Here is a 12,430-nt window from a genome sequence, read left to right as displayed (position 1 = left end):
GACCCGCGGGGACGGGCGCGGCGCCCGTCCCCGGGTCGACGCGTCAGGTGGCGGAGCAGGTCGGCGTGGGTACGGTGTTGGAGCTCGACCAGGAGCCGAGGAAGCCGAACGTCGCGCTGCCGCCGGCGGGGAGAGCGCCGTTGTAGCTGACGTTGCGGGCGGTCACGGTCGGGCCGCTGCTGGAGACGGTGGCGTTCCAGGCCTGGGTGACGGTCTGGCCGTTGCCGTACGTCCAGGTGACGGTCCAGCTCTTCACGGCGGCGCTGCCCGCCGTCACCTTGACCTCACCTTGGAAGCCGTTCTGCCATTGACCGGTTATCGAGTACGCGGCCGAGCAGCCCACAGAGGCCGGCGGCGTCGTGGGGGGAGTGGTCGGCGGTGTGGTCGGCGGTGTGGTCGGCGGTGTGGTCGGCGGTGTGGTCGGCGTCGTGCCGCCGAAGATGGTGGCCTGCTTCGCGGTGGCCTTGAGCCCGTTCGGGCCGTTCACGATGCGCTGGCCCCAGGTGGTGAGCTGGTTCGCGTCGAAGTTCGTCGTCATGTCGAGGATCGGATCGGTGTTGCCCGACCACGACCAGCCCAGATAGCCCAGGTTGCGCTTGACCGCCTCGGCCAGCACGGTCTCGTCGCTGACCTCGCCGCCGGCGAACTGCCAGCCGAACTCGCCGATCACCAGCGGCCAGCCCTTGCTTTCGAACAGGTCGAGGTAGCTCGTGATGGACGAGGGCTGGTTGAAGACCGCGTACATGTGGATCGACAGCACGGTGTTCTTCTGCGTGTCGGCGTTGAGGACGGTCTGGGCGTTGTCCCGCATGACGTACTGCCAGTCCTGACCCCAGTTGGGCGCGTCCACCATGAGCAGATGCTGGAAGCCGTTGCTGCGCATCTTCTGCACCGCGGCCACGGTGGCGGCCGTCCACTGGCCCGGGTTGGTGTTGCCGATCGGCTCGTTGCCGATGTTGATGACGACGTAGTCCTCCTGACCCTGCAGGACGCTCTTCAGGCTGATCCAGTAGTCGACGGCCTGGTCCAGGGTGTACGCGGCGGCGTCCTCCCCGTACCCGGTGGTGTCGTGGTCCTCGAGCACACAGATCAGCTTGTTCGCCTTGCACAGCGCGATGACGCCGGCGACGTCGGCGGCCGTGTTGGCGGTCCACCGGCCGCCGCTGAGCACCACCCGTACGGTGTTGGCGCCGGCGGCCTTGATGTCGGCGATGGAGTTCGTGCGGTTGGCGTACCAGGCGTGCGCGTGGTTGACGCCCCGCATGACGAACGTCTGCCCGTTGGCCTCGACGATGTCGCGGCCCACGATGTGCAGGCCGGCCGCGGCGTACGCGGGAGCGACGAAGAACAGCACGGACACGGCGGCAGCCACCAGCGCGGCGGCGAGTCTCTTCATGACCTACCTCGGAAGGGAAGAGCGCGCCCACTCAGTGCCGTCGGCACCGCGCCTGTGCGAATACCGTAATAGCTAACCCAATCGATGGCAATCAATCGACGTGGCGCGCGGCCAGTCCCGGTGCGGCGAGGCCGCCGCGGCCACCTTGTCCGGCGTCACCACGCTGCCCGGCATGCCGCCGAGCCGCTCGATCGGCTCGGCCAGGCCGAGGTGGACGCCGGCGGCACTTCGAGCCCGCAGCCGACGGTGACGGTGCCCGGCACGTCGGCGACCAGACCGCGGCTCATTCGTCCAGCGGCAGGTCGGGCGGTCCCGAGACGGCTAGTTGCTGGATCAGCCGCAGCAGGACCCGGCTGTCGCGCAGGCGGGAGTCCTCCTTGATCCGGCCCATGAGGTCGTCGAGCAGCGCGAAGGTCACTTCGGTCCGGTCCGGCTCGTTGTTGTTCCGGCCGCGGCCCGCGTAATCGGACAACGCCCGCTCGAGCGCGGTCTGCACGGCCGGATCGGGCGTACGCGACTTGTAGTACCGGCGCTGGGCGACGAGCGGCGGGTTGTGCATCTCCTGCACGAAGTCGAAGTGGTTGGAATTGGCCACCCGGGGATCGAGCTTCTCGCGCAGCTCGTTGGGGCTCGTGAAGACCAGCACCCACCGGTTCTGCCGCAGTTGATGCAGGCGGTTGAACAGCCCGTTGCCGAGGCTGCGCCGGCTGAGCGATTCGGGTCCGGACGGCCGGCGCAGGGCGTCCTCACATTGGGCGATGTGCACGACGACGCGGCGCAGCCGCATCAGATCGCTGAAGAGCGAGTCGGTGGCCAGCACGTCGAGGTCGCGCTGGGACTGCCGGAGGAAGTCGGCCGGCGTGAGGGTCAGCAGCGGCCAGTCCAGGGTGCGGGCGACGAGCTGGACCAGGCTGGTCTTGCGCGTGCCGGGTGGCCCGGGCAGGAGCAGCGACGTGGCCGCCGGACGTTGCACCGGGTTGGCGTTGACCGGTTCGATGAAGTGCCGCCGCAGCGACCGGGCCAGGTTGCCGGCGTCGGTCGGGTCGGAGACGCGTTCCAGGATCTGCTCGTCGGGACGGGTCAGCACACCGAGCGTCAAGGCCAGATCGGGCCACGGGAAATCGGTGTGGTGACCGAACGCGACGTTGTATCGGGACAGGACGCGTTCCTGGCGCAGCCGGACAAGGGCGTCGCGGTAGCGGATCAGGAATTGGAGTACGACCGCCGTCGCCCACGACTCGAGCCGTCCCGGCGAGCGCGCCCGATCGTTGCACCAGCCGGACCGGGACCCCGACCGCATGAACGTGTTCTCCACCAGCTGCAACGCTTTGCGCAGCACTGACAACAGCACGTCGATCCCGCCGAGGTCGCCCCGGTCGAGTTTGCCGATCAGCAACTCGGCCAGGGTGAGCGCGACCTCGAAGCTGGCCACGAACAGCAGTTGCGGGCCGCCCCCGGCGGAGATCATGCGCGACGACGGCCAGGAACCGTCCTCGGTCTGCTGCCCGGCGATCACCGCCAGGCTCCGGTCCACGATCGGCCGGTAGTCGGGTGACTCGAAGCGGTGCAGGAGCGCCACGCTGAAGGCGAGCTCGGCCGGGTCGAACTGGGAGGTGATGCCCGCGGAGTGGCGGCCCAGCTGGACCAGGATGGATCGGCGGACCCGGGTGCTCAGCTCCGGCCACCACTGCTGCGGCGCGTCGCGGGCCAGTCCGACCGCGTCACCCGCGCGGACCGCGTGCAGGGTGATGAAGTCGTGCGTCGGGTCCCGCCCGGTGATCTTGCCGCCTTCCCACTCCCGGAGGCGTTCCTCGGTCTCCCGCCAGATCTCCAGCATCGGCTCCCGCAGGTCGGCGCTGGTGTGGACCGGGGGCCGCGCGTTCCCGATCAGAACGGTGGACAGCAGCACCTGGGCGTCGGTGAACATGTTGTAGCCGTTGCTCTGCGACTCGCGGACCCGGGACGGGTTGCCGGCCAGGGCCCCGAAGTGGTCGTCGGCGAGCGACCGGATCACCGGGCCGATCTCGTCACGCAGGGCCGCCGTGGCGCCGACCCCGTGCGGCGTCGGCCGCTCCTCCTCGGCCAGCAGACGGTTCAGCTCGACGAGGGCGATGAAGGCGCGGCAGGTGGACGTCTTACCGAGGACCGGAGCGTCGTCACCGTCGACGGCGACCGTGTCGCGGATGAACGCCTTCCGGGCCGGCTCGTAGAAGGTGAGAAGAGCGCGCCCCGCGGCCAGAATGCGGTCGAGGCTCTCAGCGATCTCCCGGTCGAGTTCTAGCTGGGTCACGCGACTCCTCCCGCGAGCGGTAACACTCGCGAAGTTCCCGGATCATTCCGGCCTGATCGACCTCGAGCACCATGAAGCCGTACACCACCTTGCTGGTGTCGCTCCCGTGATCGAGCACCGCCCGCCACTCCAGGTGTGCCCCGTCGAGCCGATAGGCGACGGACTCGACGGCCACGGTCACGGCCCGCCGGGAGGTGACCTCCGTCCGCCAGTATTCCCGAATCCCGGTCAAACCTTCAATCGCCGGTTGGAAGGGCTTGTCCCAGTAGAGCGCGTCCTCGGTGAAGATGGCCGCCAGACGGTCGGGATCCTGCTTGCGCCAGGCCGTCAGGTAACCGCGTACGGCGCCCTCGCATTGCGGATGGGCGCTGCGTTCCAGGGTGAGCCATCGGGTGGCCCAGCTCCGCTGATCGCCGTTGGCCGTTTCCGCCGGGACGTCGCGCCGGCCGGTCCGGCGCACCAGGACACTCTCGGCCAGATGGCCGTCCAGCATGGACCACAGCTGGTCGGTGGCGCGCTCCACCACGGTCACCGTCCCCGAAGGGCCGGCCAGGTCGACGGCCCGGTCGAGGAAGTCCGCCGTGTGCATCTGGTTCTCGGTGAGGACATGGCTGGCCAGCACCATGGCGGGCGAGACGATCGAGGGTAGCCGGTCGGTCGGCCACTCGCCGTGGGTCGGAGAGATCTTCACCTGAAAGGGGCGCTCGCCGCCGAGGCGGTCCGCCACCGCGCGCAGGAACTCCTCCGCCAGGCCGAGCTGCGGCTTCGAACGGTCGAGCAGGTGGACCTCGACCTCCGGCACCCCGGCGTCGAACAGGTAGGCCAGGGCCGCCGCGGCGGCCGCGCCGCTGCCGCATCCGATGTCGACCACGACCGGTGACACCGCGGGGCGGGCGTCATCCAGCACGGCCGCGCACTTGAAGAAGTTGACGAGAAGGAATTCCGTCGCGAACGCGGCGTGCACGTCGTCGTAGTCCGGAGCGGACAGGTCCGCGCGGTACAGCTCGCGCAGGCGGGACCGGTCGGCCCCGGACACATGCGGGAACCGGCCGTTCACCCAGGTCGAGGCCGCGCTGGCGACCAAATCCGTAGCGTGCATCGGCCACACCCTAGTCCGCGCCGCCGCGCCTGTCGTGGCAACCACGTCAACTTAAGGCTGACTTGTGACGATCAGCCGATCCACTGGCGACACCGATGTGACTCCCGTGTCGTTCACGTACTGGTGTGGTATTTGTTGGTGATCCTCGCCGAGCTCGCTGAGCACGCCGGCCAGCTGATTCCGCACCGAGGTCACCAGCAGATCGTGCGGTCCCACGATGGAGCGCCAGATGTCGGCCGCCTCGCGCAGGCTGTCCCGGGCCGGTTCCAGCTCGCTCAGCGAGGCGAGCACCGCGGCGTACGCCCGCAGTGTCTCGGCGATGTCGGGGTGCCCCGGCCGCAGCACCAGGCGCTGGACGGCGAGCGCCTCCTCGTACAGCCGGCGTGCCTCGTCCCGGTCGTCCAGTTGAAGCGCCACCCCGGCCAGCGTGCCGAGAGCCCGGCCCACCAGCGCGTCGTCCGGGTGGCCGGCCCGGTACTGCGCGAGTGTCGGCGCGAGCACCTGCCGGGCCACCCGGGGCGATCCGACGCGGTTGATGCCGGCCACATTCACCATGCCGGCCAGATCCGTACGGCCGCCCGGGCGATTCTGCAGAGTCCGCGCCGCCTTGAGGTTGCCGACCGAGATGTACGCGCGAACCAGCAGATCCCGGTCGAGGTCGAGGTTGTCCAGCAGCGGTATGGCCGCGTCCGCCCGGCCCAGCTCCATCAGGGCCTCGGCGAGAACGACCCGGCCCTCCTGGCGTTGCGCCGGGGACGCGCCCGGCCGGTCGGCGGCCGACCGGGCGACACGGCCGGCGTGCACGGGGCTGCCCAGCGCGACCAGCTGCCGGGCGGCGCCCACGAGCACGGCGTGGAGCTCGTCCCCGGGCGTCCCCAGCCGGGCCGCGTGCGTGGTCAGCGCGTGCAGATGGTCGGTCACGGTGCCCTCGTCCGGGTCCACGCCGAACTCCTCCAGCCGGCCGGCGACGGCGGTCAGGGCGGCCGAGACCAAGCCGTGGGCCCGCTCGGGCGAAAGACCGGACCGGGCGGCCGATTGGACCAGGGCGTGCACCTCGACGGTGCCGGTCCGCAGGACGGCGAGGGAGTGCTCCTGCAGCGTGCCGAGCGATTCCTCGGACAGGGCGACCAGCGAGCGGGGGAAGGGGCGCGGCGCCACGAAAGCCAGCTCGCCGATTCCCGCGGTGTCCAGCGTGAGGTTGCGGGCCAGGTCGCCGCGCTGGATGAACCACCGCTCGTCGGAGTCGAGCCGGGCCCGGAACTCGCCGACGCTCACCGAGGTGAACCGCAGGTAGTCCACCGCCGCGTCGAGAGCCGACGGCAGGTGGCCGAGCAGGGCGGCCAGCCCGGCCAGTTCGCCGGCCGGCTCGGACGGCAGCCGGGTCGCCAGGAACTCCACGGCCTCGTCCGGGGTGAGCGGTTCGACACCGACGTACGGGGCCGACCCGGACCAGCCACGACGCCGCGAGGTGACGAGCACGTCGCCGCGGCCGGAGAGCGGCAGGTACTGCCGGATCGTGTCCGGATCGGTGGCGTCGTCGATGATCAGCAACCACCGGCGGTACCGCGACAGGTGGTCGGTGATCAGCGCCACCGTGTCCGCGCCGGTCCGTGACGGCGCGCCGAGCTCGGCCGCCAGATCGCGCAGGCCCTGCTCCACGGTGGCGGCCGACGTGCCGTCGATCCACCACACGACCTGGTACTCGTCGCCGTGGCGCCGGGCGTACTCGCGGACGACCTCCGTCTTGCCGGCCCCGGGCATGCCGATCAGCGCGCACACCGTCGGCACATCCTCCCGCCGCATCTCCAGCAGGCGGTGCTCCAGCTCGGCGTGCACCTGCCCGCGCTCGACGAGGCGGCCGACAGCGGGTTGCCAGACGTTGGTGAGGCGCAGCCCGTGGCCGGGGTAGGACGGCGAGTCCCCGGTGTCGGCCCGGGCGCCGCCGGCCAGGTCGGCCGGCCGGCGATGGCGCGGCTCGAGCGCGCTCAACAGCAAGGCTCGCGCCTCCCGCTCCGCGAGGCCTTCGACAGCCACGACCCGCTGGCCGGCCAGGAGTTGCGGTACGGACAGCGGCCCCACCTTGGCCACGATCACCTGGCTGCCGCCGGCTCGGATGGTCGCCCACTCCTGGGCCGGGATGGTCTCGGCGGCCAGCCGCGACAACACCACGATGACGTATGCGGGTTCGGCGCTGGGCGGCGGCTGGCCCGGCCCGGCGAACTGGGCGGGATAGCCCGCGTCGGAGAGCTGCCGGGCGATCCACTCGGCCCAGGCGATGTCGTCCCGCACGTGCCAGATCGCGAAGCTCGGCACGCCGCTGTCGGCCTGGGTGTCGGCCGCGGGGTCGCCCGGGACGACCGCCCGGACGAACGACAGGTAGTCACCGGCCGAGACACCGGCGAACGAGTCGTCGGCGGTCAGCTCCTGCCGGAACAGGGCGGGCAGGTCCGGGTATCTCGTCTGGAACACCCGGGCCCGCTCGAGATCCAGTGCCTGCCGCGCGTCGGCCGGCGCCCCGGCGCCCGCGTCACCGGCCGCACGGTAGATCCGCTCCAACGTGGGCAGCAGCTCCGGGTCGTCGACGACCGCACCGTAGACGTCGCGGTACCGCGCCTGGATGACCACGATCTTGGCGAGCAGCGACGGCACCGGCGAGGAATCCCGCCACACGCCGGCGGCGAGGCTCTTGATCAGGGTGAAGGTCTGCACCACCCGCTTGATCCGCCGCGGGTTGTACGGCGGGCTGCCCCGCAGAATAGGCAGGCAACGGTGCACGTCCTCGTCGTTCGAGACGGCACGCACGAGGTTGTCCAGCGCCTGCGCCGTCACCGGCGGCAGGGAGAAAGGAAGCTGAACGATCTTCTCGAAGTACGTTTCCGAGACCCGGCGCAGCAATCCCTCGTACGCGGCCAGGTCCTTGTATTTGACGGAGACCGCGTTCTCGATGATGTCCCGGTCGACCGCCACCAGAAAGACGCAGCCCTCGACATCGAGAAAAAGTTTCATCGTCTCGACGATCTGCAGTGTCTGCTCCGGCAGGCACCGGTCCAGGTCGTCGATGACGACCACCAGGGGCCGATCGCGGCAGACGATCCGGATGATGTCGCGGAAGTCGGCGCTGAACTCCTCGAGGAAAGCCACCTGCTCCCGGTAGCTGCGGCGCTTCTGAAAGGCGGCCAGGTCGAAGCCGAGACGGATGTCGAACAGCTTGAACAACGACTCCGGCTTCGCCGCCAAAGTCGCGCCGACCGCGACGGCCGCCCGGGCCCAGGGCGCGCTGAGAATGTCCTGCAGCCAGGGCAGACCCTGCAAGGCTTTACTGACGGCGGGGTTGGTCGACGGCCCGAAAACGCTGGCCGCCATATAGATGCCCAGCGCGATGAGCCCGACGCGGAAGAGCAGAACCAGCAGCTTCCGGGAAAGGTCGAGCAGACCGGAGCGGACATCGAGCGAACGGAACCAGATGCGCGATTTCACCCAGACGCGGCGCGGCCACGGGCCGGTCACCCGTACGCGGTCGAGAACCGTCTGGATCAGGGCCTTCCACAGGTCCTGCTCGCGGGCGTACTTCCAGGCGTTGAACCACACCGGCTCGATACCGCGGTCGGTCAGCTCGGCGCTCACCTGTTTGAGGAAGCTCGTCTTTCCGCTGCCCCATTCCCCGTAGACACCGACGGTCCACGGCGTCTGACTGGGACGCATGCCGGCGATGTACTCGGCCAGGGGCACCGCGAACCGGGCGAACCCCAGATGGTCGTCGGCGCTGGCCGCGTCGTTGACGGCCAAAGACTCGGCCAGCGGGGGCGGAGTCACATCGCCGGAACCCCGCACCGTCATACCGCAGGAGCTTAGCGACCTTACGCACGGAGCTCGGCTCAGTCCGAGCCCGCTGCACCGCCGCCGCCCGAGTCGAAGTTGGCGGCGTCACCGTAGGTGGCGTTCTCGGCGACGGCGCCCGAGTGCCGGTCCGGGACACCCCAGCCTCGCGTGAAGACGTCGTTGCTGGAGCGCGGCGAACTCCGGCGCATCGAACGGATGGCGTTCCGCGCGGCCGCCGCCTTCTCGTCAGCGGTCTGTGGACGACGCCGCCCGCGTCGGAGAAGCAGGGCCGCGGTAACCGCGACGAGCCCCACCCCGGCCATCAACAGATACCACTGCATGCCATCAGGGTAAGGCCGCTGTCCACCTCTCATGAACGTCTTGATAACGGCCACAGTCGACCGCGGCCGGGTCGTCGAGGAGATTGATCAGGTGGGCGCGGTTCGGGAGGAGCCGGGTTCGGTCTGCCACGTCCGGTAGCGGCGGCGCCGGACGGGCGCTGGACGGCGCCAGGTACGTCCACCAGCCCAGTTCCGCCGGCCAATGACCAGCCGGGTGGACGGCGTCATGGAGGCCCAGATGCCAGATCTGGTCGCTCGACCATTCGTCGAGGACGCGGCCGGAGCGGGCGTTGAAGCGCTGGGCGACATCCAGCCACAGGCTGGTCAGGCGCCCGTGCAGGTCGCGGAAGCCGTCGGCCTCGGGACTCGGGAGGCGGTAGCAGAAGACGCTGTCCAAAGACCACGTGAGCGTTTCGTTCCGCCAGCTCAGATGGACGTCCGTCTCGTCGCAGGTCCACAACTGACCGTCCTCGTCGCCGGTCGTCAGGGCTCGGAGCATGACAGCCGGATCGCCGGCCGTAGGCGGGTCGCCGTCCCGATCGGAGAACAGGTTGATCAGGCCGTCGGGGCGCTGGGGGTGCAGATTCCGTTCGGCGGCCAGGGCGAAGAACTCGCGAAGAGAGGATTCCGTCGCGGCGGACAAGTGCAGTTCCCATGTCCAGTCCGACCCCACACCGACATCATGCCGGGACCCGTCTCCCCGGCCGCGCGGGGGGATGGGCGGCCGGGAAGACGGGAGCTCAAGCGGGCCGCGCGGAGGATGGGCGGCCCGGGGACGGGGAGCTCTACCGGGCCGCGCGGGGGATGGGCGGCTCGGGGGGACGGGGGAGCTCTATCGGGCTGGGGCGGGGGACAGGGCCGGCGCCGGACGACCCAGGGTCAGGCCGATCGCGGCCGTGACGACGGCCAGTGCGGCGGCCAGGGACCACGCCCAGCGGAAGTCGGTGACCGAGCCCGCGGTGATGCTGGAGCCGACGATGGTGACCAGCAGGGCCACGCCGATCGAGGCGGAGATCTGGCGCAGGGCGTTGACCAGGGCGGACCCCGTCGCCGCGCGGTCGGCCGGCAGGGACTGGACGCCGGCGGCGATCAGGGTGCCCAGGGCCAGGCCGATGCCGGTGCCGGTCAGTACGAGGCTGGGCAGCAGGTCCCGTACATAATCGGGCTCGGTGGAGATGAGCGCGACCCGCCACAGCATGCCGCCCGCGAAGAGCAGCGCACCCAGGACCACCAGGCGGCCGTGGCCGAAGCGGTGCACGGCCCGGGCCGTCAGGATGGTCACGATCGGAACCAGGGCCGGGCCGGGGACCAGGGCGACGCCCGTGCGCAGGGCGCTCCAGTTCCACACCTCCTGGCACCACAGCACGTTGGACAGCAGCATGATGGCGAAGGCCACGCCGAACGTGATGGTGCCCAGGCCGGACGAGCCGAAGCGCGGCAGGCGGAGCAGGTGCAGCTCCAGCAGTGGAGTGTGATGGCGTACCGACCGGATCCCGAACCACGCCCCGGTGACCAGGGCCAGCGCGGCCAGCGCGAGTGTTCCCGGCGACAGCCAGCCCCAGTCCGGGGCCTCGACCAGGGCGCCGGACAGCGACGCCACGGCCGCGGTGACCAGGACGGCGCCGAGCAGGTCGGGCAGTGGGCCGGTCTCGCGGGCGGCCGGGCGGGGCAGCACGACCAGGCCGGCGATCAGGGTGAGGGCGCCGATCGGCAGGTTCACCAGGAAGATCCAGCGCCAGTCCAGCTCGACCAGCAGCCCTCCGGCCACCGGTCCGGCCGCGGCGGCGAGTCCGCCCACGGCGGCCCAGGACCTGGTCGCGGCGGTCCGGCGATTTTCCGGTACGGCGGCCAGCAGCAACCCGAGAGAAGTGGGCAGCTGGGCGGCGGCGCCGACCGCCTGGAGCACCCGGGCCGCGACCAGCCAGCCGAGGGTCGGCGCGACGGCGCAGGCAACCGAGGCGACGGTGAAGACGACGACGCCGGCGAGGAAGACCGGCCGTTGCCCGATCCGGTCACCGAGCCGCCCGGCGACGACCAGAAGAGCGGCGAGCGTTATCGCGTACGCGTTGAGCACCCAGCTCAAATCGCTCAGTGACGCATGGAAGTCGGCGCCCATGGCGGGCAGGGCCACGTTGACGATCCACAGGTCCAGGTTCGTCATGAAGACCGCGAGCGACACCACGACGACGGCAAGGCCTCGGTTTGATTTTCCAACCACGGCGAGCACGCTAGCCGGTTTGGTTCGAAAATCAAACCGTGCAATGCTCGAGGTGTGACCGATCTCCGCCGCGACCCCAGCACCCTGCCCGGGCGCCCATGTTCCGTCGCCGCCGCCCTGGAGTTGGTGGGCGACCGCTGGGCGCTGCTGGCCGTCCGCGAGATCTCGTTCGGCAACAATCGCTTCAACCAGATCGTCCGGAACACCGGAGCCCCGCGCGACCGCCTGGCCGCCCGCCTGAAGGACCTGACCGAGGCCGGCATAGTCCAGAAGGACGACGGCTACCGCCTGACCGAGGCCGGCCGCGACCTGTTCCCGGTGATCTGGTCGCTACTGGCCTGGGGCGACCGCTGGGCCGTGACCGAACCCCCGGTCCGCGTCGACCACCACCACGACCACGAGTTCCACCCAGCCACAGTCTGCGCAACCTGCGGCGAACGCCCCACCCCAGCCGACCTCACAAGAACAATGCTGACCCCCGGCTGGACCATGACCGGCCCCAGCACCTGACCGCCTCCGCGCGTGCCGCCTCCGCGCGTGCCGCCTCCGCGCGTCCCGCCTTCGGCCATACCGCACCTTGGGCTTGCCGTACCCCGGGCTTGCCGTACCGCCGGCTTGCCGGAGCGCGGGTTGCCGGACCGCGGGTTGCCGGACCGCGGGCTTGCCTCACCTCCGGCTTGCCGCACCTTGGGCTTGCGGCTCTCCGGCTTGCCGCACCCGGGCGTGGCAAGGCGCTGAGGGCTGACACCCGCTTCAGGCTTCACTCGGCTTCGGGCTTGGCGCGGCCCTCACAGCTCGCTCGGCTCTAGGTGTAGTGACCATGAGGGTTGTTGACGCGGCGTGGCGCCTTGATCAATGAGAAGACCTCCGGCGAGGTGGAAGTTACGACGCTTCACCTAGACCGGAGGTCTTCATGGCCCACCGTAATGCCCGGCTTACCGTGCATGGCCGACGCCTGCTCATCCAGCGTGTCATCACTGACCGGCGCCCCGTCGCGCACGTGGTCAAAGACCTCGGCGTGTCCCGGGCGACCGGTTACAAGTGGCTGGCTCGCTGGCGTGCCGAGGGCGACGCCGGCCTGATCGACCGGCCCAGCACCGCCCACCGGCTGCCGGGCAAAACCAGCGCGGAACGCGAAGCGCAGATCTGTGCCCTGCGGACCCGGCTCAAATGCGGACCACGACGGCTCGCCCCGCTGCTGAACATGCCCGCCTCCACGGTGCACGCTGTGCTGACCCGTCACGGCCTGCACCGCCTGGCCTGGCTC

At 70.6% G+C, this 12,430-nt stretch carries 9 protein-coding genes; 2 read left to right on the top strand and 7 right to left on the bottom strand.

Annotated features, from left to right (window positions below; genetic code table 11):
* Nucleotides 1-43 precede the first annotated feature (43 nt).
* From AB0C26_RS36645 to AB0C26_RS36615, 7 genes are all read right to left on the bottom strand, one after another.
* Nucleotides 44-1,396 carry a cellulase family glycosylhydrolase gene (locus AB0C26_RS36645; RefSeq protein ID WP_360257171.1) on the bottom strand — a complete coding sequence of 451 codons (1,353 nt, stop codon included), beginning with the start codon at nucleotides 1,394-1,396 and terminating at the stop codon, nucleotides 44-46.
* 283 nt (nucleotides 1,397-1,679) lie between these two features.
* The gene (locus AB0C26_RS36640) at nucleotides 1,680-3,686 is read right to left on the bottom strand and encodes an AAA family ATPase (RefSeq protein WP_360257168.1); all 2,007 of its coding nucleotides are present in this window, start codon (nucleotides 3,684-3,686) and stop codon (nucleotides 1,680-1,682) included.
* Nucleotides 3,652-4,785, bottom strand: a complete 1,134-nt coding sequence (locus AB0C26_RS36635; RefSeq protein ID WP_360257166.1) for a nuclear transport factor 2 family protein — start codon at nucleotides 4,783-4,785, stop codon at nucleotides 3,652-3,654. The genes AB0C26_RS36640 and AB0C26_RS36635 overlap by 35 nt, the downstream gene beginning before the upstream one ends.
* Before the next feature lie 51 nt (nucleotides 4,786-4,836).
* Entirely contained in the window at nucleotides 4,837-8,622 is a 3,786-nt protein-coding gene (locus AB0C26_RS36630; RefSeq protein WP_360257163.1) for a P-loop NTPase fold protein, read from the bottom strand.
* 38 nt (nucleotides 8,623-8,660) lie between these two features.
* Nucleotides 8,661-8,945 (bottom strand): hypothetical protein, encoded by a 285-nt coding sequence (locus AB0C26_RS36625; protein ID WP_360257161.1) that lies wholly within the window; start codon nucleotides 8,943-8,945, stop codon nucleotides 8,661-8,663.
* A gap of 4 nt (nucleotides 8,946-8,949) precedes the next feature.
* On the bottom strand, nucleotides 8,950-9,618 hold the full coding sequence (locus AB0C26_RS36620; protein ID WP_360257159.1) for a hypothetical protein: 669 nt from the start codon (nucleotides 9,616-9,618) through the stop codon (nucleotides 8,950-8,952).
* Nucleotides 9,619-9,777: 159 nt separating this feature from the next.
* A complete protein-coding gene (locus AB0C26_RS36615; protein WP_360257157.1) occupies nucleotides 9,778-11,163 on the bottom strand; it encodes an MFS transporter in 1,386 nt (461 codons plus the stop codon).
* 54 nt (nucleotides 11,164-11,217) lie between these two features.
* Between AB0C26_RS36615 and AB0C26_RS36610 the strand changes: the two genes are divergently transcribed.
* Both AB0C26_RS36610 and AB0C26_RS36605 read left to right on the top strand, forming a co-directional pair.
* On the top strand, nucleotides 11,218-11,673 hold the full coding sequence (locus AB0C26_RS36610; RefSeq protein ID WP_360257155.1) for a helix-turn-helix domain-containing protein: 456 nt from the start codon (nucleotides 11,218-11,220) through the stop codon (nucleotides 11,671-11,673).
* 403 nt (nucleotides 11,674-12,076) lie between these two features.
* Nucleotides 12,077-12,430 (top strand): leucine zipper domain-containing protein (locus AB0C26_RS36605; RefSeq protein ID WP_360257152.1); only part of this gene is annotated, 354 nt, incomplete at its 3' end.

Origin of the sequence: Actinoplanes sp. NPDC048796 (assembly GCF_040650035.1) — a bacterium.
GTDB lineage: Bacteria > Actinomycetota > Actinomycetes > Mycobacteriales > Micromonosporaceae > Actinoplanes.
This window is presented reverse-complemented; position numbering and strand designations above follow the sequence as displayed.

What these genes read in the sequence shown, in the direction of transcription:
- AB0C26_RS36625 (WP_360257161.1), bottom strand. Translation starts at nt 8,945, where the DNA reads ATGCAGTGGTATCTGTTGATGGCCGGGGTGGGGCTCGTCGCGGTTACC.
- AB0C26_RS36635 (WP_360257166.1), bottom strand. Translation starts at nt 4,785, where the DNA reads ATGCACGCTACGGATTTGGTCGCCAGCGCGGCCTCGACCTGGGTGAAC.
- AB0C26_RS36630 (WP_360257163.1), bottom strand. Translation starts at nt 8,622, where the DNA reads ATGACGGTGCGGGGTTCCGGCGATGTGACTCCGCCCCCGCTGGCCGAG.
- AB0C26_RS36645 (WP_360257171.1), bottom strand. Translation starts at nt 1,396, where the DNA reads ATGAAGAGACTCGCCGCCGCGCTGGTGGCTGCCGCCGTGTCCGTGCTG.